The 20,857-nt window shown below is 61.6% G+C and carries 17 protein-coding genes; 11 read left to right on the top strand and 6 right to left on the bottom strand.

From position 1 onward, the window contains the following. Positions 1-6: 6 nt before the first annotated feature. Positions 7-2,223, bottom strand: coding sequence for an EAL domain-containing protein (locus AACO21_RS11510; protein ID WP_346192660.1), 2,217 nt, complete (start codon positions 2,221-2,223; stop codon positions 7-9). Continuing rightward, positions 2,213-4,747, bottom strand: coding sequence for a PAS domain S-box protein (locus tag AACO21_RS11505; protein ID WP_346192659.1), 2,535 nt, complete (start codon positions 4,745-4,747; stop codon positions 2,213-2,215). Before AACO21_RS11505 ends, AACO21_RS11510 begins: the two co-directional genes overlap by 11 nt. A gap of 239 nt (positions 4,748-4,986) precedes the next feature. Between AACO21_RS11505 and bfr (AACO21_RS11500) the strand changes: the two genes are divergently transcribed. The 3 genes from bfr (AACO21_RS11500) (at position 4,987) to AACO21_RS11490 (ending at position 6,383) form a co-directional block, all read left to right on the top strand. Beyond that, positions 4,987-5,472, top strand: a complete 486-nt coding sequence (gene bfr, locus AACO21_RS11500; RefSeq protein WP_346192658.1) for a bacterioferritin — start codon at positions 4,987-4,989, stop codon at positions 5,470-5,472. Positions 5,473-5,485: 13 nt separating this feature from the next. Next, positions 5,486-5,965: a bacterioferritin gene (gene bfr, locus AACO21_RS11495; protein ID WP_346192657.1), complete on the top strand. Its 480-nt coding sequence runs from the start codon at positions 5,486-5,488 to the stop codon at positions 5,963-5,965. A 214-nt stretch (positions 5,966-6,179) separates the two neighbouring features. Then, positions 6,180-6,383: a (2Fe-2S)-binding protein gene (locus tag AACO21_RS11490; RefSeq protein WP_346192656.1), complete on the top strand. Its 204-nt coding sequence runs from the start codon at positions 6,180-6,182 to the stop codon at positions 6,381-6,383. A gap of 69 nt (positions 6,384-6,452) precedes the next feature. On the opposite strand, the gene cysS is transcribed toward AACO21_RS11490, so the two are convergent. Further along, entirely contained in the window at positions 6,453-7,823 is a 1,371-nt protein-coding gene (gene cysS, locus AACO21_RS11485; protein WP_346192655.1) for a cysteine--tRNA ligase, read from the bottom strand. Positions 7,824-7,927: 104 nt separating this feature from the next. Here cysS and AACO21_RS11480 point away from each other — a divergent pair, with 104 nt between their 5' ends. From AACO21_RS11480 to AACO21_RS11445, 8 genes are read left to right on the top strand one after another with little or no spacing between them, the layout of a single operon-like run. Further along, entirely contained in the window at positions 7,928-9,055 is a 1,128-nt protein-coding gene (locus AACO21_RS11480; RefSeq protein ID WP_346192654.1) for a tetratricopeptide repeat protein, read from the top strand. Positions 9,056-9,075: 20 nt separating this feature from the next. After that, positions 9,076-10,353 carry a L,D-transpeptidase family protein gene (locus AACO21_RS11475; protein WP_346192653.1) on the top strand — a complete coding sequence of 426 codons (1,278 nt, stop codon included), beginning with the start codon at positions 9,076-9,078 and terminating at the stop codon, positions 10,351-10,353. Then, on the top strand, positions 10,353-10,925 hold the full coding sequence (locus AACO21_RS11470; RefSeq protein WP_346192652.1) for a peptidylprolyl isomerase: 573 nt from the start codon (positions 10,353-10,355) through the stop codon (positions 10,923-10,925). Before AACO21_RS11475 ends, AACO21_RS11470 begins: the two co-directional genes overlap by 1 nt. 10 nt (positions 10,926-10,935) lie before the next feature. After that, the gene (locus AACO21_RS11465) at positions 10,936-11,433 is read left to right on the top strand and encodes a peptidylprolyl isomerase (RefSeq protein ID WP_346192651.1); all 498 of its coding nucleotides are present in this window, start codon (positions 10,936-10,938) and stop codon (positions 11,431-11,433) included. Next, on the top strand, positions 11,430-12,167 hold the full coding sequence (locus tag AACO21_RS11460) for a UDP-2,3-diacylglucosamine diphosphatase (RefSeq protein ID WP_346192650.1): 738 nt from the start codon (positions 11,430-11,432) through the stop codon (positions 12,165-12,167). Before AACO21_RS11465 ends, AACO21_RS11460 begins: the two co-directional genes overlap by 4 nt. Next, positions 12,118-13,989 carry a DNA helicase RecQ gene (gene recQ / locus AACO21_RS11455; RefSeq protein WP_346192649.1) on the top strand — a complete coding sequence of 624 codons (1,872 nt, stop codon included), beginning with the start codon at positions 12,118-12,120 and terminating at the stop codon, positions 13,987-13,989. The genes AACO21_RS11460 and recQ overlap by 50 nt, the downstream gene beginning before the upstream one ends. Positions 13,990-13,993: 4 nt before the next feature. Beyond that, positions 13,994-14,617 (top strand): DUF2238 domain-containing protein, encoded by a 624-nt coding sequence (locus AACO21_RS11450; protein WP_346192648.1) that lies wholly within the window; start codon positions 13,994-13,996, stop codon positions 14,615-14,617. Then, entirely contained in the window at positions 14,614-16,656 is a 2,043-nt protein-coding gene (locus AACO21_RS11445) for an EAL domain-containing protein (RefSeq protein WP_346192647.1), read from the top strand. The genes AACO21_RS11450 and AACO21_RS11445 overlap by 4 nt, the downstream gene beginning before the upstream one ends. Before the next feature lie 62 nt (positions 16,657-16,718). On the opposite strand, the gene AACO21_RS11440 is transcribed toward AACO21_RS11445, so the two are convergent. The 3 genes from AACO21_RS11440 to purF are packed head-to-tail and all read right to left on the bottom strand — an operon-like array spanning position 16,719 to position 20,849. Next, the gene (locus tag AACO21_RS11440) at positions 16,719-18,050 is read right to left on the bottom strand and encodes a DEAD/DEAH box helicase (RefSeq protein WP_346192646.1); all 1,332 of its coding nucleotides are present in this window, start codon (positions 18,048-18,050) and stop codon (positions 16,719-16,721) included. Positions 18,051-18,106: 56 nt separating this feature from the next. Next, positions 18,107-19,309, bottom strand: a complete 1,203-nt coding sequence (locus AACO21_RS11435; protein ID WP_346192645.1) for an O-succinylhomoserine sulfhydrylase — start codon at positions 19,307-19,309, stop codon at positions 18,107-18,109. 1 nt (position 19,310) lies between these two features. Then, on the bottom strand, positions 19,311-20,849 hold the full coding sequence (gene purF / locus AACO21_RS11430; protein ID WP_346192644.1) for an amidophosphoribosyltransferase: 1,539 nt from the start codon (positions 20,847-20,849) through the stop codon (positions 19,311-19,313). Positions 20,850-20,857: the final 8 nt, after the last annotated feature.

Raw genomic sequence — 20,857 nt, 5'->3', positions numbered from 1 at the left:
ACCGGCTCAGTGGCGCGGACGACTGGCCAGCCAGGCCAGGAGATCCGGCAAGCGCATCGGCCGCGCATACAGGTAGCCCTGCGCGACGCCACAGCCGAGGCCACGCAGGAAGCCCGCCTGCTCTTCTGTCTCCATGCCTTCGGCCACGATGGTCAAACCGAGTTTGCTGCCCAGCGCGACGATGGTTTCGGCAAACATGCCCCCCTCGCCGCCGGCAATATCCTTGATGAAGGCCCGATCGATTTTCAGACAGTCGATCGGCAACTCGCGCAGATGCGCCAGCGAGGAGTAGCCGGTACCAAAGTCATCGATCGCCACCCGCACGCCCGCATCACGCAAGGCGGCCAGGCTGCCGATGACCGCCTTCGGCTCTTCCATGGCCACGCTCTCGGTCACCTCCAGTTCCAGCACACCGCGCGGCAAACCATGGCGCACCATGACCTCGCGCACCTCATCGACAAAACCGCCGCCCAGAAACTGCGGCATGCTGATATTCACGGCAATCGACAGCTCACCCGGAATCGACTGGCGCAAGGCCGGATAAATGGCCGCCGCACTATCGAGCACCCAGCGCCCCAGATCAACGATGACCCCGGAGTATTCCGCCAGCGGAATGAACACATCCGGCGGCTGCACAAAGCCCCCTTCCGGACCGGGCCAGCGGAGCAAGGCCTCGACCCCGACACAAACCCCGCCGCGTAGCTGCACCTTGGGCTGGAACCAGACCTCCAGCAGGCCCTCTCGAAAATCAGTACGCAGGCGGTTGATGATTTCAAGACGCCAGCGTGAGCGGTCCTCCATCTCCGGCACGAAGTACTGGTAGCTCTCGCTCAAGCTGCGCTTGGCGCGGTTCAAGGCGATATTGGCCGACTTGAGCAGGGCCAGTCCCGAGCGCTCCTCGCCCAGCACACGGCAAAAGCCCAAGGTAATCGAGAGCGGCAAGTGATTACCCGCCGCATCCACCGGCTGCGCGAAGACCTCGAACAAGCTTTCCGGATTCACTGCCGCCTCCGGCCCGACCACACCGAAGACATCGGCGCCGATCCGCGCCACCCGACACGCGCCGCCCAGCCGCTCCAGGAGACGGGCCGCCACGCCTTTCAGCAAGGCATTTCCGACATCGTGGCCCAGACCGTCATTGAGATCGGCAAAGTGGCGCAGATCGAGCAGCGCGATCACAACCTGTTCGCCAGCGCGCGCCACGGCATCCAGATCGCGAATGAAGCAGCTCCGATTGGGCAAGCCCGTCAGGCCATCGTGGTAGGCCACATAGTTGAGGCGCTCGACCAGGCGGACATTGCCGTAGCAGGAGGAAATATTGGCGGCAAACACTTCGAGCAACTGCTGGTCGGTGGCTGCCAGCGGCGAATCCGTTTGCAGATAGACCGCCCCTTCGCTCTCACCGCTCCGGATGTAAAGCACGGTCAGGGCCGGCGCGAACAGGTGCTGCCTGGCCTGCATGCACTGCTCGATCGCCGACACCACGCCCGGCGCATCGACACGGCTCAAGGGGGAAGCCACCAAATCAGCGTGGCGTCCGGCGGCACCGATCACGTACAGGCCTTGCGGATCGGCAGGACCGGTTGGCGCCCCCCGCTGGGCGCAAACGATGCCGTCGACCGGCAAACGCAACAGGCCGGCCAGCTGGATCAGCACACCTTCGGCAAAACTGCCCAGGGCCCGCAACTCCATGAGGTCCGAGGCAGCATGCACGATCTTTTCCAGACCGCGCCGGTTTTCCGCAATGGTCCGGATCTGCTGGTAAGAGCGCAGCGCCGAGATCACGGCGGTGAAGAGACGGGTCTGGGTCAGTTCGCTCTTGGTGCGGTAATCGTTGATGTCATAACTGGTAAACACCTCCAGTTCCATCGCATATCCCGGCTGCCCGGTACGCAGGATGATGCGCACCTCCGACATGCCCAGGTCATCGCGAATGTGGCGCACCATCTGCAAGCCGGCATCCTGGGTTTCCATCACCACATCGAGCAGGACGACGGCAAAATCCTGGCGACTGGCCAGAATGGCCCGGGCCTCCGCGGCCGAATGGGCATGCGTCAAGGCAACGGCACGATCCAGATAACGGAAGGTTTGCATCGCATAGCGGGTCGCCAGATGAACCTCCTCGTCGTCATCGACGATCAGTACAGGCCAGCCCGTCTCGACCGGGGCGAGCGCCCCCTCCCCCTCATCATCCAGCACGGTAATCAGATCATCATCCTGCATGCGCTTCCCCTTCCCCATCCGTCACGCGCTGAACCGGCGCCACACGCGGCAGCACCAGGCGGAAACGTGTTCCTTCTCCAGGTCGGCTGTCCATGACGACCTCACCGCCCAGCACCCCGGTGACCAGATTGAAAACAATATACAGCCCAAGGCCACTCCCACCCTTGCCCAACCGCGTCGTGAAAAACGGATCAAAGGCACGGGCAGCCGTCGCCTCATCCATGCCCTGACCATTGTCGGCATACACCAATTCAGCCCGCCCATCATCCAATACGCCGGCGCGGAGGCTGATCAGTCCGGCCTCGCCGGCGGCAAAGCCGTGCATCAGTGAATTATTGAAGAAATTCAGCAAAACCTGTTCAAGCGGGCCGGGGTAGCTGTCCATCATGATCCCGCTCGGGACGCTCATCTCAAGCTGATGCGGTGTCTGGCGCAGTCGTGGGCGCAAGGCGCCGTGAATTTCATCAATCACCTTGGCCAGATCAAACTCGCGTCGGCGCGTACTCGTCTGATCCACCGCCACCTGCTTGAAATCTCCGATCAGTTCCGTTGCCCGCTGCGCATTGCGTTCAATGATCCCGGCCGCATCGCGCGCCGCCGCCACAAATTCATCCAGCATGGAGCGACGCAGGCTGTTCGATGCCAGGGCAGCCGCAAACGCCTGCAGACGGTGCTCAAAACTGCTGGCAACAGTCCGCATGTTGCCGAGCGGCGTATTGAGTTCGTGGGCCACACCGGCAACCAAGGTCCCTAAAGAAGCCAGTTTCTCGGCCTGGACAAGTTGCCCCATGGCCTGCCGCAATTCCTCGTTTGCCCGTGCCAGTTCGTTGGTACGCGCCAGTACCCGCGCCTCCAGATCCTCGGTCAACAGGCGGGCTTCGGCTTCGGCCCGCTTGCGCTCGGTAATGTCCACCAGCGTCTCGATGGCACCGACCACGCTGCCTTCGGCATCGCGCAGGGGGGATGCGCTGAAATACAACCAACGCCCTTCACCCTCCGCCAGGGTCGGAAAGAAACCTTCCGCTTCAAAAGCCTCGGGGTTCAGGGCAGAACGGGCACACTGCAGGCCATACAAGGCGCGCACATTGCCTTCATCGCCGCCGCTGACAATCAAGTCCGCCATCACGGGGCGCGGCTCGGCATAAAAAGCCCGCCAGGCATCGCGCGTCCCCAGCATTTCTGCCGCGGGAATGCCGATCACCCGCTCGCAGGCCAGGTTCCAGAGCACCACCCGATGCTGATCATCGATGACGAAAATCGGGAGCGGACTGTTATGCAAGACCTGCATCAGGCGGGCCTCGCTCTCGCGCAGGGCTTGTGCGGCCCGGCGCTGCTCGGTGATGTCGATCAGGATGCCGATCAAGCCGGCCACCCGCCCCTGGTGATCGCGGAAAGCGGCCTTGTGGAAAACCACGTCGCGCAAATCTCCGGCCCCATCCCTCACCTGCGAGGTATAGACATGAGCGACATCGGGCTGGTCGAAGACCAATTGATCCGCCGCGCGGTAAATGGCCGCCAATTCCGGCCCTGCAATCTGGTCGACCGTCCGGCCCAGGAAATGCTCGGGTGACAACCCCAGCAGATTGAAATAGGCAGGATTGGCACCGAGATAATTGCCCGCCCGATCCTTGTAAAAAACCGGCATCGGCAAGGCATCCAGCAACTGGTTCAGGAAGCGGGCCTGATCTTCGGCCAGACGCTCCACACGAACCGTATCGCTGATTTCATGCACGAGTACAAAACGGGCACGCCGCTCACCAACAGACTGTCGGCGCGAGGTCGTCTCGACGTGAAACTCCTGCCCGCCCTTGCGTACATTCCGCCAGCGCTGATGAAAGGTCGCGGCGGAGGTATCGTTGCGCAGCAACCCGATCAGGCGCATCAACTCGCCACATTCATCCGGCGCCCAGAGCAGGTGCAAAGGCTGGCCGATCAACTCGGGCTCGGTGTATCCATAAAGTTGCAACAACGCATCGTTGACCGCCAGGATGGACAGCGAGTCGATGTCGTACAACAACATCGCATTCGGATTGTCTTCGAAAAGCTGGCGATACTGGGCTTCTCGTTCGGCCAGTTCACGGCGCGCCCACAGACGCTCCGTCACATCGACCACCATCCCGAGAAAACCGATGAGCACCTCCTGTTCATCACGCAAGGCGGTGACCGAGAGCAGGATACGGAAGCGGCTGCCATCCTTGCGGATGTAGCTCCATTCATATTCATTGGGCAGCCCACGCCGCGCCCGGGCGACAAACACCTCAAAACCCGGTGCAATGGTCACACCCAATTCTGCGGAAAACTCGGCGGCCCGCGCCACCACTTCCTGCGGATCATGAAAGGGCGCCGGGGTCAGTTGATGGATCACTTCCTCGGCCCGATACCCCAGCATGCGCTCGGCAGCCCGGTTGAAGACCGTGATCACCCCTTCCGGCGTGGTCGCAATGATGCCGTAACCCGAATGATCGAGAATGGCGGCATGCAGCAAAGCGGCATGGCTCGAAACCGGATCGGGGATATTGGCCATGGGCATGCCGTCAGCGGGAACAGCCGTGACCGGCCTGCCCCGCACACCTTGCCACCGCCCAGACTGCCGCACCCATGCTGCCTCCATGACGTTTCGCCAAGTTTGATCATGCACTATGCCAAAAGTCAGAGCAAGCAACCCGGTGATTCTCCCGGGCGAGTGCTGGTCAACGCGCGCTGCACCACCTAGAATCCAGCTATCCGTTGCCAGACCGGCAATGCCTCATTACGGAGAAAGCCATGAAAGGCGACAAGAAAATCATCGAGATCCTCAACGATCTCCTCGCAGGCGAATTGACCGCCGTCGACCAGTATCTGATTCACGGCGAGATGTATGCCGACATGGGCCTGAATGAACTCGCAGACAAATCCATCCACGAATCCGAACACGAGCGCCAGCACGCCCGTGCGCTGATCCAGCGCATCCTGTTCCTCGAAGGCAAGCCGAACCTCGAAAAACGCAACCCGCTCAAGGTCGGCAAGACCGTGCCGGACATGCTGAAGTCGGACCTCGGTCTCGAATACCACGTCGATGGCGAACTCAAGAAAGCCATTGCCGCGTGCGAAAAGGCCCAGGATTACGTGAGCCGTGACATGCTGCAAGTCCAGCTGGAAGACACCGAGGTGGATCACGCCTACTTCCTGGAAAAACAGCTGCGCCTGATCGAGATGATCGGCCTTCCCAACCACCTGCAGAGCCAGATGGGCTCGGGCAGCCCCACCTGAACGGGAGCGCACGATGAAAGGCAACAAAAAAGTCATCGAGATGCTGAATAAGGTCCTCAAAAACGAGTTGACCGCCATCAACCAGTATTTCCTGCACGCCCGGATGTTCCGTAACTGGGGCCTGGAGAAGCTCAACGACTACCAGTACAAGCAATCGATCCGGGTCATGAAGGAAGCCGACGAACTGATCGAGCGCATCCTTTTCCTGGAAGGTTTGCCCAACCTGCAGAATCTGGGCAAGTTGCTCATCGGGGAACACGTGGTCGAATGCCTGGAAGGCGACCTGAAATACGAGCAGGAGATTCACCGTCCCCTGCTGCTGGAAGCCATCGCTTTTTGCGAAGAGCAACAGGATTACGTCAGCCGCGAACTGCTCGAAGAATTGCTGGAAGGCTGCGAAAAAGCGATTGACTGGCTGGAGACCCAGCATAGCCTCATCGACAGCGTGACGCTCCCGAACTATCTCCAGGCCCATATCGAATCCGGGGACTGATCTCCCCGGCCCACTAGCCTGTCAAAACCGCAGCCCCGGCTGCGGTTTTTTTTGCCCATTTTCCGGGCAGGACCTCACCGAACTCAGTACGACTCCGTCTCAGGCGATCTCGATGAATACCGATTCATCATCATGGATGCAAATGCTATTGACAGTCATTCTCGTTTACATAGAATGCAAACAATTCGCATTAAGCACGATTTGGAGTCATCGCATGTACGTCTGTGTTTGCCAGGCCGTCACGGACCGCCAGATTCATGAAGCCGCGCTGGGCGGCGCCCGGACACTCAAAGATCTGCGCCGGGAGTTGGGCGTGACGCGCGACTGTGGTCGCTGTGCAAGCTGTGCCAAGGAATGCCTGCAAAAAGCCCATGGCAGTTGCCAGGGACATGGCAGCGCACCGCGACTCACCGCTTAAAGCCATCCCCCAACAAACAAAAAGGGCGGGAAGTCTGCACTTCCCGCCCTTTTTTTCATCCTGGCCCGATCAGGCCCGACGCCAGCTAGTTCCCTGCGGACTGTCGTCCAGCACAATGCCTTCCGCCTTCAGGGCGTCACGAATCCGGTCGGCTTCCGCAAAATTCCGCGCCTTCTTGGCTTCAGTCCGTGCCGTTACCATGGCATCAATGGCAGCCTCATCCAGCCCCCCCGCGCCCGCACCCGCACGCAGATAAGCGACAGGGTCGCGCTCCAGCAGGCCAATCACACCGGCCAACGCCTTCAGCAACCCAGCCAGTTGCGCATCCTTTTGGCGATTCACTTCGGCAGCCAGCTCAAACAGGACGGCAATGGCGCCGGACGAATCGAAATCCTCGTTCAGTGCAGCCGCAAAACGGGCCGCATAAGGCTGATCCCAATCCAGGGTCACCGCTGCCGGCGGCACATCGCGCAACGCGAAATACAGGCTGTCCAGACTGCGCTTGGCATCATCCAGATGTGCATCGGAGTAATTGAGCGGACTGCGATACTGCGCACGCAGGATGAAGAAACGGACCACTTCCGGATCGTATTCTTCCAGCACCTGACGAATCGTGAAGAAATTACCCAGGGATTTCGACATCTTTTCGTTGTCGACCCGGACAAAACCGTTGTGCATCCAGTAATTCACGAAGGTGCAGCAGTTTGCCCCCTCAGATTGGGCAATCTCGTTCTCGTGATGCGGGAACTGCAGATCCTGCCCGCCACCATGGATATCGAAATGGTTGCCGAGCAGCTTGGAACTCATCGCCGAACATTCGATGTGCCAGCCCGGACGACCGTCACCCCAGCGCGATGGCCAGGACGGCTCACCGGGTTTGGAGCTTTTCCAGAGCACGAAATCGAGTGGGTCCTGCTTGGCAGAATCGACCTCGACCCGCTCACCGGCGCGCAGGTCATCCAGCGACTTGCCGGAAAGCTTCCCGTAACCGTCAAACTTGCGCACGGCAAAATTCACGTCGCCATCTGCCGCGTGATACGCCAGACCGTTGGCCTCCAGCTTGCCGATGATCTCCTGCATTTCCGGCACAAATTCGGTAGCACGCGGCTCATGATCGGGCCGCAGCACGCCCAGCGCGTCTGCATCTTCATGCATGGCCGCAATGAAGCGATCCGTCAGTTGCAGGATGGTTTCGCCATTTTCCGCTGCGCGCTTGATGATCTTGTCGTCGATATCCGTGATGTTACGGACGTAGGTCACGTCATACCCGGATGCCTTCAGCCAACGGTAGACCATGTCGAATACCACCATCACGCGGGCATGCCCGAGGTGGCAATAGTCATAAACGGTCATCCCGCACACGTACATGCGGACCTTGTTGGGTTCGATGGGTGTAAAAGCTTGTTTTTCCCGCTTCAGGGAATTGTAAATTTTTAGCATACCAAGGAAAAATAAGGCGCCGTTCCGGGGGGTGATCCTATGGATCGCGCAGGGTTTTTGGTAGAATCGGCTGTTTGTAAAAACCCGAGAATTGTAGCACAGCGATGACCTCAACTTCCCTGCTCAAACCCCGTTTCCAGCAGTACAAGACGATGCGCGCACTGGCTCTCGGCCTGGCCATCGGCTTTACCGCCCCCGCCTTCGCCGACAACCTGCCGGAAGTGCAGCGCCTGATGAAACAGGGCCAACTGCCGCAGGCCATGGAAAAGGTCGACGCCTACCTCTCCGGCAAACCCAAGGATGCGCAAGGCCGTTTCCTGAAGGGCCTGATCTTCACCGAAATGAACAAGCCGGCTGAAGCCATCGCCGTGTTCACGAAACTGACCGAAGACTTCCCGGAACTCCCCGAGCCGTACAACAACCTCGCGGTGCTCTACGCGCAGCAAAAGCAGTATGACAAGGCGCGCACGGCGCTGGAAATGGCAATAAGGACTCACCCGTCTTATGCCATCGCTTACGAAAACCTTGGCGACATCTACGCCAAGCTCGCCAGCCAGGCCTACGACAAGGCACTGCAGCTGGATGGTGCCAATGCCGCCACCCAGAACAAGCTTGCCCTGATCCGCGATCTGATCAGCACCTCCGGCAAGCCGAACGTCAAACCGACTGCACCGGCCGCCACAGCACCGGCCGTTGCCGCCAAGCCGGCCGCTGCGGCACCGGTTGCCGCAGCCACACCGGCCCCGGCTGCCGCTCCGTCCAAGCCTGCAGCCGCCCCGACGGCCAGCGTTGTAGCCGCCACCCCGGGCGCCGCTGCGGCCAAGAATACGGATGCCAAACCCGTGGCTGCTGCGCCGGCTCCGACCCCTGCGGCTGCCAAGCCGGCGGATACGGCCAACGAAGATGTCACCAAAGCCCTCGCCAACTGGGCCGGCGCCTGGTCTCGCAAGGACATGCGCGCTTACCTGGGTGCTTACGCCAGCGACTTCAACACGCCGAAGGGTATTTCCCGCAAGGAGTGGGAAGCGGAACGCGAACAGCGTATCGCCGGCAAGGGCGGCAAGATTTCGGTCAGCTACGATGCACCGGCCATCACCGTTGATGGCGACCGTGCCGTGGTCAAATTCCGCCAGCACTACAGTGCACCGGGCCTGAGCACCTCCACGACGAAGACCCTCGTTTTCGTGCGTAGCGGCGGCAAGTGGCTGATCAAGGAAGAAAACTCCCGCTGATGTTTGGTCGGAAGTTTCTGTTGTTTGGGCTGTCCGCCTGCGTGGCGGGCAGCGCCCTCGCCAAGCCGCCCAAATCGACGCAAAAAAACGCCCCTCGCAAGGCAGCCGCTGTGGTGGCTGCCAGTGCAGGTGCGACAGCAGCCCTGAGTGCCACTCAGGTTGCTTCGGCACGCCCTTCCACGGTCTCGGATATGGGACCGGAAGCCCAACTGGCCAAGATCTTCAAGGAAATTGAAGACAACCGTCTGAGCAGCGCGCTGCAACTGACTGAAAATCTGCTCCGCCAGTACCCGAACTATCGTCTCGCCCATCTGATTCGCGGCGACCTGCTGATGGCGCGCACCCAACCCATCCAATCCTTCGGTGCCCTGAATAGCGCACCCACGGAAAAAGTGGCCGACCTGCGCGCTGAGGCCATTGCCCGCCTCAAGGGCTATCGGGAAAAGCCGCAGGACAATGCCGTGCCGCGCTACCTGCTGCAAATGCAGCCGGACCAGCGCTACGCGATCGTGGTGGATACCAAACGCTCACGCCTCTATCTCTACGAGAACGACGTCAAGAACGGCGGTCGACCGCGTTTTGTGGCCGATTATTACGTGACGCAAGGCAAGCTGGGTGCTGAAAAATCGGCCGAAGGTGACAAGCGCACCCCGATTGGCGTGTACCACGTGACCGCCAACCTGCCCCGGCAAAAGCTGGCCGACCTGTATGGCAGCGGCGCCTATCCCATCAACTATCCAAATGAATGGGACAAGCGCCAGGGGCGTGGCGGCAGCGGTATCTGGCTGCATGGCACCCCCTCCGACACCTACGCCCGTCCGCCCAAAGCATCGGATGGCTGCGTCGTCCTGACGAACCAGGATCTGGAAGCCATTTCCAAGAATCTGCAGGTCGGTCTGACGCCGGTCATCATCAGCAACTCGGTCGAATGGCTGTCGCTGGATGACTGGAACAAGGAACGGACCGAGCTCAACAAGGCCATCGACGCCTGGCGGAGCGATTGGGAAAGCCGCGACACCGAGCGTTACCTGAAACACTATTCGAAGCGTTTCAAATCGGCCGACCAGAGTTACGAACAATTTGCCGCCCAGAAGCGCCAAGTCAATGGGGGCAAGGAGTGGATCAAGGTCAAGGTGGATAACCTGTCCGTGTTCCGCAACCCCGGCAAGGAAGAAGTGGTTGTCGTCACCTTCGACCAGGACTACCGCAGCAACAATCTGAACAACCAGATGAAAAAGCGCCAGTACTGGATTCGCGAAGACGGCAAATGGAAAATCATCTACGAAGGAAGTGCCTGATGTTGAAGCAACTCTCAACCCTGACCGCCGGCCTGCTGCTCTCCGTCGCTGCCTGGGCAGCCCCGACGGTGGAAATGACCACCTCGCTCGGCAAGGTCACGCTGGAACTGTTCCCGGACAAAGCCCCGAAGACCGTGGAGATGTTTCTCTACAACGCCAAACACGGCTTTTACGAAGCCACCATTTTCCATCGCGTCATCGATGGCTTCATGATTCAGGGCGGCGGTTTCAACTCGTCGATGGAAGAGAAGAAAACGCGCACCCCGGCGCTGCAGAATGAAGCCAACAACGGCCTGAAAAACGAGCGCGGCACGCTGGCCATGGCCCGCACCCAGGACCCGCACTCCGCCCGCGTCCAGTTCTTCATCAACCTGAAAGACAACGACTTCCTGAACCACCGCTCTCCGGCCGATGGCCGCACCTGGGGCTACGCCGTCTTCGGCAAGGTCGTCCAGGGCATGGATGTCGTCGACAAGATTGCCAAGGTGCCGACCGGCAACGCTGGCTATTACGAGAATGTTCCGGTGACGCCCGTCGTCATCCAGAGCGTCAAAATCATTTCCGAAAAATAAGGATTCCCACATGTCCCAAGTCAAGCTGACCACCAACCACGGCGCCATCACCCTGAAGCTGGATGCCGAAAAGGCCCCGAAGACCGTTGCCAACTTCATCGCCTACGTTGAAGCCGGCCACTACAACGGCACCATCTTCCACCGCGTCATCAAGAACTTCATGATCCAGGGTGGCGGTTTTGCCGTCGGCATGGACCAGAAGGACACCCAGGCCCCGATCGAGAACGAGGCCGCCAACGGTCTGAAGAACAAGCGCGGCACCATCGCCATGGCCCGCACCAACGATCCGCACTCGGCCACCGCCCAGTTCTTCATCAACACCGTCGATAACGACTTCCTCGACTTCAAGGCCCCGATGGGTCAGGGCTGGGGCTACTGCGTCTTCGGCGAAGTCACCGAAGGTCTGGATGTCGTCGACAAGATCCGTGCCGTTGCCACCGGCAACAAGGGCTTCCATCAGGACGTGCCGAAGGAAGACGTGATCATCGAGAAGGCCGAGATCGTTTGATCTTCTTCATCTCCGACCTGCATTTGTCGCCCCGGTCGCCCGGGGCGACTGCTTTGTTCCTCCGGTTTCTGGCGGGCCGCGCCCGCCAGGCCGAGGCGCTGTACATTCTCGGCGACTTTTTTGAAGCCTGGATCGGCGACGACGACATCGACGACGCCCATCACGCCCGGATCATCGGCGCGCTCCGTGCGGCAGCCGACGCCGGTCTCAAGATCTACCTCCAGCACGGGAACCGGGACTTCCTGCTCGGCCAGACCTTTGCTGAAGCAGCCGGCCTGACCCTGCTGCCCGACCCGTATGACCTCGCCCTGCCCGAGTGGTCCTTCGTGCTCTCGCACGGTGATGCACTCTGCCTCGACGATGCGGCCTACATGGCCTTCCGCACCAAAGTCCGCACGCCGGAATGGCAAGCGCAGATGCTCGCGCGCCCGCGCTGGCTGCGCCGCCTGGTCGCCCGCCTGATGCGCTGGAAGAGCCGCCGCAACCAGCAGGCCAAGCCGCAGCATTACAGCGACCTGAACGGTGCTGCGACGGACGATTTCCTGCGCGATCACGCCTACGCCACCTTCATTCACGGCCACACTCACCAGCCGGCCCGCCACGACCACATTGTCGACGGCATCCACGTTGAACGCTGGGTCCTGGCCGACTGGCACGAAGACCGCGGCGAAGCACTGCGCTGGGATGGCGAGGTGCTCCGCCGCGAAGCCATCCTGCCTGAAAACCGGGCCTGAATTCGTGTCGACCGCCGCCCAAGCCCTGACCTGCCTGCGAGATGTCTTCGGCTACCCGGCCTTCCGCGGGGAGCAAGCCGAGATCATTGAACACGTTGCCCAAGGCGGCGACGCCATGGTGCTGATGCCGACCGGCGGCGGCAAAAGTCTCTGCTACCAGATTCCGGCCCTGCTCCGCCCGGGCTGTGCCGTCGTCGTCTCGCCGCTCATTGCGCTGATGCAGGATCAGGTGGATGCCCTGACCCAGCTTGGCGTCAAGGCGGCCTGCCTCAATTCCACACTCGACTGGCGCGAAGCCCAGGCCGTCGAGCAAGCCATCTTTAACGGCCAGCTCGACCTCGTCTATATTGCCCCGGAACGCCTGCTGCTCGACCGCACGCTGGCCATGTTCGATGCGCTGTACGAAGCCGGCAAGCTGGCCCTGTTCGCCATCGACGAAGCTCATTGCGTTTCGCAATGGGGGCATGATTTCCGCCCGGAATACCTGCAACTCTCCGCCCTGCACGAACGCTACCCGGCGGTGCCGCGCATCGCGCTGACGGCCACGGCCGACCAGGCGACCCGCAACGAAATGCTGGCGCGCCTGGGCCTGCTGGAAGCCCGCGTCTTCCTCTCCAGCTTCGACCGCCCGAACATCCGTTACACCGTGGTCGAGAAGGACAATGCCAAGAAGCAGCTGCTCGGTTTCCTGGCGGGCCGCCAGGGCCAGGCCGGTATCGTCTATTGCCTGTCGCGCAAGAAGGTCGAGGAAACAGCCGAATGGCTCTCGGCGCAAGGCTATCCGGCCCTGCCTTACCACGCCGGCCTGCCCGCCGAGGAACGGGCGGCCAATCAGCGCCGCTTCCTGCGCGAGGACGGCCTGATCATGTGTGCCACCATCGCCTTCGGCATGGGCATCGACAAGCCGGATGTCCGCTTTGTCGCCCACCTCGACCTGCCCAAGAGTATCGAAGCCTACTATCAGGAAACCGGGCGCGCCGGGCGCGACGGGGAACCCTCGGAGGCCTGGATGGCGTACGGCATGCAGGACGTGGCCCTGCAGCACGCGCGCATTGCCGAATCCGGCGCTGCAGACAGCCAGAAAGTCCTTGAATCGCAGCGCCTGACCGCGCTGCTTGCCTACTGCGAAGCACCCCGCTGCCGCCGCCAGGTTCTGCTCAACTATTTCGGCGAATCGCGCGAGCCGTGCGGCAACTGCGACGTCTGCGACAGCCCGCCGGAACTCTGGGATGGCACCCAGGCCGCGCAGAAGGCGTTATCGGCTATCTTCCGCACCGGCATGCGATTCGGTGTCACCCACCTGACCGATGTCCTGCGCGGCAAGCAGACCGAACGCATGCGTCAGTACGGCCATGATCAGCTGCCCACCTTCGGTGTCGGCGCCGACCTCGACGACCATGCCTGGAAAAGCGTGTTCCGCCAACTGGCCGCTGCCGGGCTGATCCACGTCGATATGGCCGAACATGGTGCGCTGCAACTCACCGAAGCGGCGCGAGAGGTCCTCAAGGGACAACGCAGTGTCCAGTTGCGCCGCCCCGTTAAACGCAAATCGAGCGCCCCCGCACGCAGCGGTCGCCCGGCTGCCGCAGACCTCGCACCGGAAGATGTCGCGCTCTTTGAACTGCTCCGCCGCTGGCGCGCCGACACCGCCCGCGAACAGGGCGTCCCGGCCTACGTCATCCTGCATGACAAAACCCTGCGCGAACTGGCGGAAGTCCGCCCGACCAGCCACGGTCTGCTGGCCAGCATTACCGGCATGGGCAGTGCCAAGATCGAGCACTATGGGGCAGAATTGCTGGACCTGATCCGGGCGGAGGCCTGACCCCATGTCGCGATCCCAACTCGATGCCCTGCTCGCCGCCATCATACTCGGCGCCCTTGTTCTCTCGGGACTTTCCCCGTTTGACCGCGCCACCTGGTGGATGGAGGTGGCACCGGTGCTCATCGTACTGCCCCTGATTGCTGCAACCCGGCAGCGCTATCCGCTGACTACCCTGCTGAGCCTCCTGATTGCACTGCATTGCCTGGTACTCATTCTCGGCGGTGCTTACAGTTACGCTCGAGTGCCGCTTGGTTTCTGGCTGCAGGAAGGCTTCAATCTCGGGCGCAATCCCTATGACAAGATTGGCCATTTCATGCAGGGTTTCGTGCCGGCGCTGGCGGCGCGTGAAATCCTGATTCGGGGCAGGCACGTGCGTGCCGGCGGCATGGCTGCCTTCCTCTGTCTGTGCGTGGCGCTGGCCATCAGTGCGGTGTACGAATTAATCGAGTGGGGCGCGGCCCTGGCCCTTGGTCAGGGTGCCGACGAATTCCTGGGGACTCAGGGTGATCCATGGGATACGCAATCCGACATGGCGATGGCGTTGATTGGTGCTAGTATCGCGCTCGTCCTGCTCAGTCGCTGGCACGATCGCCAGTTGAAGAGCCTCGAAACACTGCATACGCAATGACTGCCTCACTGATGCACCTTGCGCTGGACGACATCCTGGACATGCTCAATACCGGCATCGTCCTCTACGATGCCCAAACCGGCGCCATCCGAGACTGCAACAAGACCGCTGCCCTGCTCTTCGGTCTGACGGTCGACCACTTCAAGACCCTGAATTTCGCGGCGCTGCATCTGGAGCCCTCCGCGGCCGAGGCTTTCAACAGCCTGGGCGAACTGGAACTGCAATCACGCGATCAATTTTTCACCGAGTGGCCTTTGCGCCGCGCCGATGGCAGCGTCTTTCCGGCCGAGTTGCGCCTGCGCCCGCACCACATCGAAGGCGAAGCGCTGTATCTGCTGACCATCGACGATCTGACCCGGCAGCAGGAATACGAAGACAGCCTGGCACTGGCCCAGCAGGTTTTCGACAATGCGGCTGAAGCCGTCATGATCACCGATGCCGAGAACCGCATCGTCCGCATCAACAGCGCCTTTACCCGGATTACCGGCTGGACGGCGGAAGAGTCTCTGGGGCGCAATCCGTCCTTCCTCTCCTCCGGCAAGCAAAGCCCGGAGTTTTACCGGGAAATGTGGCAAACCCTGAGCGAAGCCGGTGTCTGGCAGGGCGAAGTGGTCAACCGCCGCCGCAGCGGCCAGTACTATCCGGAATGGCTCTCCATTTCGACAGTGCGCAACCGACAGGGCAAGGTCACGCACTACCTGGCGATCTTCTCCGACATCAGCGAACGAAAGCGTGCCGAAGGCCTGATCCACCGCTATTCCTGGTTCGACAGCCTGACCGATTTGCCCAACAAGGCCCTGCTCATCGACCGGATCAACCAGGCCATCATCGCGGCCCAGAATGAAGGCAAACCGCTTTACCTGCTCGCCTTCAACCTGAACCGCCTCAAGCACATCAACGATTCGCTCGGTCACAATATCGGCGATGAGGTCCTGAAAATCGTTGCCCAGCGCCTGGTCAAGGCCACCCGCGAAGGCGATACCGTCTCGCGCGTGACCGGCGACGACTTTGTCGTGGTCGTCCCGCGCCTGAGCCAGCCGCATCGCGCCATCAACCTGGCCGAACGTCTGGTCGAAAGCATCAACGCGCCCATGGACATCCAGGGCAACGCCATTCACATCACGGCCAATGCCGGCCTCTCGGTTTTCCCGGCCGACGGGACCGAGCCGGACACCCTGCTGATGAATGCCGATGCAGCGCTCAACCACTCCCGGACACAAGGCCAGAACAAGATTGCCTTCTTCGAGCCGCACATGAACGCGGCGATCCTGGAGAAAATCAACCTCCAGGGCGAGTTGACCGCCGCCCTCGCCAACCGCCAGTTCCTCCTGCATTTCCAGCCGCAACTGGATCTGCAAACCCAGCGCCTGACCGGTGTCGAGGCGCTGATCCGCTGGCAGCATCCGGAACGCGGACTGGTTTCACCGGCCGTTTTCATCCCGGCTGCGGAAGAACTTGGGCTGATCGTGCAGATCGGCGACTGGGTCATCGACGAAGCCTGCCGCAGCCTGGCACGCTGGCGCCAGCGAGGCCTGACCGAACTCTGCGTGGCCATCAACCTCTCCGCCCATCAGTTTGCCCATACCAATCTTGTGCAAACGGTTCGCGACGCGATTGTCCGTCACGGCGTACCGCCGGAACGGATTGAACTGGAAATCACGGAAGGCGTCGCCATGCACGATGCCGACGAAGTGCTCACCCGCCTGCACGAGTTGAAGGCAATCGGCGTGCAGATTTCGATTGATGATTTCGGGACCGGCTATTCCTCGCTGGCCTACCTGATGCGTTTCCCGGTCGACAAGCTGAAGATCGACCAATCCTTCGTGCGCGACATGGGGAACTCCTCGGAGGCCGACTCCATCGTCCGCGCCATTGTCGCCCTCGCCCACGGACTGTCGCTGGCCGTCATCGCAGAAGGGGTGGAAACCGATGCCCAGCTGGATCGGTTGAAACACATCGGCTGCAACGAAATCCAGGGCTATCTGCTCTCCCGGCCGCTGTCCTTCGACGACGTCAGCCAGTGGATCAAGGGACGCTGAATCTCGCCACGAAAAAAAGGGCGGCAAACCGCCGCCCTGCTGACGCGCCTGCCTGAGCAGGCTTAACGGTGGCGTGACCCACTGCGGTGCTGACCACCGCCCGAACCGCCGCCATTGCCACCGCCGTTGCGTTTCGGTTGCGCACTGCCGGGCGCTTTCTTTTGCCCGCCACCGGGGGCGCCCTTAGCGCGCCCTGCCCCCTGCGAACGCGGCTTGCGTTCCTGTGCCGGCGGACGCGGTGCGGCCACGGCGGATTGCTCGAAGCCTTCGACCACCACGCGCTCGAGCGAACGCTTGATCAGCTTCTCGATGTCCTTCAGCTGCGGGCGCTCATCATGGCAGACCAGGGAAATGGCCTCCCCCGTCATCCCGGCCCGGCCCGTCCGGCCGATGCGATGCACATAGTCTTCCGGCACATTCGGCAGCTCGAAATTGATGACGTAGGGCAAGGCATCGATATCGATGCCGCGGGCGGCGATATCCGTCGCCACCAGGGCCACCAGTTTGCCTTCCTTGAACTCGCTGAGCACGCGGGTGCGGGCACCTTGCGACTTGTCGCCGTGAATGGCCCCGGCCTTGATCTCCGCCTTGTCCAGGCGGCGCGCCAGCGCATCGGCACCGTGCTTGGTGCGGGCGAAGATCAGCACCTGATGCAGGCTGCGGGTGTTCATCAGATGCACGAGCAGATCCTTCTTCTGCTCGCGATCACACTCGATGACCTGTTGCTTGACCGTCTCGGCAGCGGTGTTGCGCGGCGCCACGTCGACCGAGACCGGATGCTGCAGGAGGCCGGTCGCCAGATCGCGGATTTCCGGCGAAAAGGTCGCCGAGAAGAGCAGGTTCTGACGTTGCTTGGGCAACAGCGCAATGATCTTGCGGATATCGCGGATAAAGCCCATGTCGAGCATGCGATCGGCTTCGTCAAGGACGAAAATTTCGATGCTGCCCAGATCCACGGTCTTCTGCTGAACGTGATCGAGCAGACGGCCCGGCGTCGCCACCAGGATATCGACACCGCGACGCAGATTGGCGATCTGCGGGTTGATCCCGACACCGCCAAAAACGGCCAGGGAATTCACGGGCAGGTATTTGCCATAGGTCCGCACGCTTTCCTCGACCTGAATGGCCAGTTCGCGGGTCGGCGTCAGGACCAGCACGCGCGGCGTACGGGCCACGCGCGACAGACGGTCGTTCTTGCCGGTGGCCAGACGATGCAGGATGGGCAAGGTAAAGCCGGCGGTTTTGCCGGTACCGGTCTGGGCCGTAGCCATCAGGTCGTTGCCGGCCAGCACCGCAGGAATGGCCTGCTGCTGAATCGGGGTCGGGGTATCGTAGCCTTGCTCGGCCACGGCGCGCTGAATGTCGGCGTGAAGGCCGAGTTCGGAAAACTGCATGGGAAAACTCCAGGGCGCCCCGATGCCGGCCAAAGCCGGCATCGATGGCCCATTTGTCAGATCAGGGAAAGGCCGCGTTCCAGATCGGCCTTGAGATCCTCGATGGCTTCAAGGCCGACTGCAACGCGCAGCAGGCCTTCGCTGATGCCGGCGGCGGCACGCGCTTCGGGCGTGATGCGGCCATGCGTGGTCGAGGCAGGATGGGTGATGGTGGTTTTGGTATCACCCAGGTTGGCAGTGATGGAAAGCAGCTGGCAGTGGTCAACAACGGTCCAGGCTTGCTCGCGCGCACCCTTGACCTCGAAAGTGACGATGGCGCCACCACTGGTCTGCTGGGACATGGCCAGCGCGTGCTGCGGATGCGACGCCAGGCCGGGGTAATAAACGCGGGCGACCTTGGGATGGGCCTCCAGCCAGGCGGCCAGCTCGGCGGCGGCGGTCGACTGTGCCTGAATACGCAATTTCAGCGTCTCCAGGCCTTTCAGCAGCACCCAGGCATTGAAGGCGGAGAGGGTCGGCCCTGCGGTGCGCAGGTACTTGAAGACTTCATCGGTAAGGTGCTTCGGACCACACACCGCACCGCCCAGCACACGCCCTTGACCATCAATGTACTTGGTCGCCGAATGTACAACGAGATCCGCGCCGAGATCGAGCGGGCGTTGCAGGATGGGCGTGCAGAAGCAGTTATCGACCGCAACAAGAATGTTCTTCTCGTGGGCAATCGCCGACAACGCGCGGATATCGGCAATTTCGGTCAGCGGATTGGACGGCGTTTCCAGGAAGAACAGCTTGGTTTCCGGGCGAATTGCCGCGGCCCAGGCCGCCGGGTCGGTTTGCGACACAAAGGTGGTCGTGATGCCGGTGCGGGCCAGGATATTGGAGAAAAGCTGAACCGTCGCCCCGAACAGGCTGTTGGAAGCCACGATGTGATCGCCCTGCTTCAGGTGCGCCAGCACCAGGGCCATGATCGCGGACATGCCGCTCGCCGTGGCCACGCAGGCTTCGGCACCTTCCAGAGCAGCCAGCCGCTCCTCGAACATGCTGACCGTCGGGTTCGAAAAACGGGCGTAGACATTGCCCGCCTCCTCGCCCGAAAAGCGCTTGGCGGCCTGCGCCGCGCTCTTGAAAACGAAGCTGGAGGTCAGGTAGAGCGCTTCGGCATGCTCGCCGAACTGGCTCCGCTCCTGGCCACCCCGCACGGCCAGCGTCTCCGGCAAATAATCGCCGTCGATGCCGAATTTTTCGAGCGCCCCCGCCATATCAGTCCTGACCGCCGGCGGAAATCTGCAGGGCCAGTTGCTGGGAGGCCTTGCCGTCACCGTCATCGTCATTCTTGCTGGCCTTACCGCCGCGGTTGCCTTCAACGGCATCGAGGTAGGCAGCATCGATATCGCCGGTCACGTAGCAGCCGTCGAAGCAGGCGGCATCGAAGACGGTGAGATCTTCGCGCAGCGCGGTGATCGATTGCTTCATGGCTTCCAGATCCTGATAGATCAGCGCATCGGCACCGATTTCGGCAGCAATCTGGGCATCAGTACGGCCTGTGGCGATCAGCTCGGCACGGGTCGGCATGTCGATACCGTAGACGTTCGGATAACGGACCGGGGGCGAGGCCGACGCGAAGTACACCTTGACGGCACCGGCCGCACGGGCCATTTCGACGATTTCACGGCTGGTGGTGCCGCGGACGATGGAGTCATCGACCAGCAGCACACGCTTGCCCTTGAATTCCTGGCTGACGGTATTGAGCTTCTGGCGCACCGATTTGCGGCGCATGGCCTGGCCCGGCATGATGAAGGTCCGACCGACATAGCGATTCTTGACGAAGCCTTCGCGGAACGGAATATTCAGGGCCTGAGCCAACTGCATGGCCGACGGTCGACTCGAATCCGGGATCGGAATCACGACGTCGATTTCCTCAACCGGGATCGTCTTGACCACCTTCTCGGCCAGGGCCTCACCCATCTTCAGGCGAGCCTCATAGACCGAGACGCCATCGATCACGGTATCGGGACGGGCAAGATAGACGTATTCGAAGATACAGGGCGCATACAGCGGTTGCTGGGCGCACTGACGGCTGTGCAGTTGCTTGTTGAGATCGATGAAGATCGCCTCGCCCGGCTCCAGGTCGCGCACGACCTTGAAACCCAGGGTATCGAGGGCCACGGACTCGGAAGAAACCAGATATTCCATCCCGTCCGCAGTCTGGTTTTCACCATAGACCAGCGGGCGGATACCGTGCGGGTCGCGGAAGGCCAGCAGGCCATAGCCGGCAATCAGGGCCACCACGGCATACGCGCCGCGACAGCGGCGATGCACGCCGGCCACCGCCTGGAAGATGGCATCCACGTCCAGTTCGTAACCGGAGGCGGCTGCTTGCAGTTCATGCGCGAGCACGTTGAGCAGCACTTCGGAATCGGAGTTCGTATTCACATGGCGGCGATCCATGCGGAACATTTCTTCCTTGAGCTGTTCCGCATTGGTCAGGTTGCCATTGTGGCCGAGCACAATGCCGAAAGGCGAATTGACGTAGAACGGCTGCGCCTCAGCAAAGTTGTAGGCCGAACCGGCCGTCGGGTAACGCACATGGCCGATCCCCCAGTTGCCGGGCAGCGCACGCATGTTGCGCGTCCTGAACACGTCGCGGACGAGGCCCGGGCCTTTGTGCAGGTGGAAGGTATTGCCCTCCGCCGTTGCAATGCCTGCCGCATCCTGGCCACGGTGCTGGAGCACCATCAGACCGTCATAGAGCAACTGGTTGACCGGCGTATTCGCCATCACACCGAGAATCCCGCACATAATCGCTT

This window comes from Dechloromonas sp. ZS-1 (assembly GCF_039649255.1).
GTDB lineage: Bacteria > Pseudomonadota > Gammaproteobacteria > Burkholderiales > Rhodocyclaceae > Azonexus.
The sequence above is the reverse complement of the archived record's forward strand: the minus strand, read 5'-3'. Positions and strand labels throughout refer to the sequence as shown.

What these genes read in the sequence shown, in the direction of transcription:
- AACO21_RS11510 (WP_346192660.1), bottom strand. Translation starts at nt 2,223, where the DNA reads ATGCAGGATGATGATCTGATTACCGTGCTGGATGATGAGGGGGAGGGG.
- AACO21_RS11480 (WP_346192654.1), top strand. Translation starts at nt 7,928, where the DNA reads ATGACCTCAACTTCCCTGCTCAAACCCCGTTTCCAGCAGTACAAGACG.
- AACO21_RS11450 (WP_346192648.1), top strand. Translation starts at nt 13,994, where the DNA reads ATGTCGCGATCCCAACTCGATGCCCTGCTCGCCGCCATCATACTCGGC.
- AACO21_RS11465 (WP_346192651.1), top strand. Translation starts at nt 10,936, where the DNA reads ATGTCCCAAGTCAAGCTGACCACCAACCACGGCGCCATCACCCTGAAG.
- bfr (WP_346192657.1), top strand. Translation starts at nt 5,486, where the DNA reads ATGAAAGGCAACAAAAAAGTCATCGAGATGCTGAATAAGGTCCTCAAA.
- AACO21_RS11435 (WP_346192645.1), bottom strand. Translation starts at nt 19,309, where the DNA reads ATGGCGGGGGCGCTCGAAAAATTCGGCATCGACGGCGATTATTTGCCG.
- AACO21_RS11505 (WP_346192659.1), bottom strand. Translation starts at nt 4,747, where the DNA reads ATGGCCAATATCCCCGATCCGGTTTCGAGCCATGCCGCTTTGCTGCAT.
- purF (WP_346192644.1), bottom strand. Translation starts at nt 20,849, where the DNA reads ATGTGCGGGATTCTCGGTGTGATGGCGAATACGCCGGTCAACCAGTTG.
- AACO21_RS11470 (WP_346192652.1), top strand. Translation starts at nt 10,353, where the DNA reads ATGTTGAAGCAACTCTCAACCCTGACCGCCGGCCTGCTGCTCTCCGTC.
- bfr (WP_346192658.1), top strand. Translation starts at nt 4,987, where the DNA reads ATGAAAGGCGACAAGAAAATCATCGAGATCCTCAACGATCTCCTCGCA.
- AACO21_RS11445 (WP_346192647.1), top strand. Translation starts at nt 14,614, where the DNA reads ATGACTGCCTCACTGATGCACCTTGCGCTGGACGACATCCTGGACATG.
- AACO21_RS11440 (WP_346192646.1), bottom strand. Translation starts at nt 18,050, where the DNA reads ATGCAGTTTTCCGAACTCGGCCTTCACGCCGACATTCAGCGCGCCGTG.
- AACO21_RS11490 (WP_346192656.1), top strand. Translation starts at nt 6,180, where the DNA reads ATGTACGTCTGTGTTTGCCAGGCCGTCACGGACCGCCAGATTCATGAA.
- cysS (WP_346192655.1), bottom strand. Translation starts at nt 7,823, where the DNA reads ATGCTAAAAATTTACAATTCCCTGAAGCGGGAAAAACAAGCTTTTACA.
- recQ (WP_346192649.1), top strand. Translation starts at nt 12,118, where the DNA reads ATGGCGAGGTGCTCCGCCGCGAAGCCATCCTGCCTGAAAACCGGGCCT.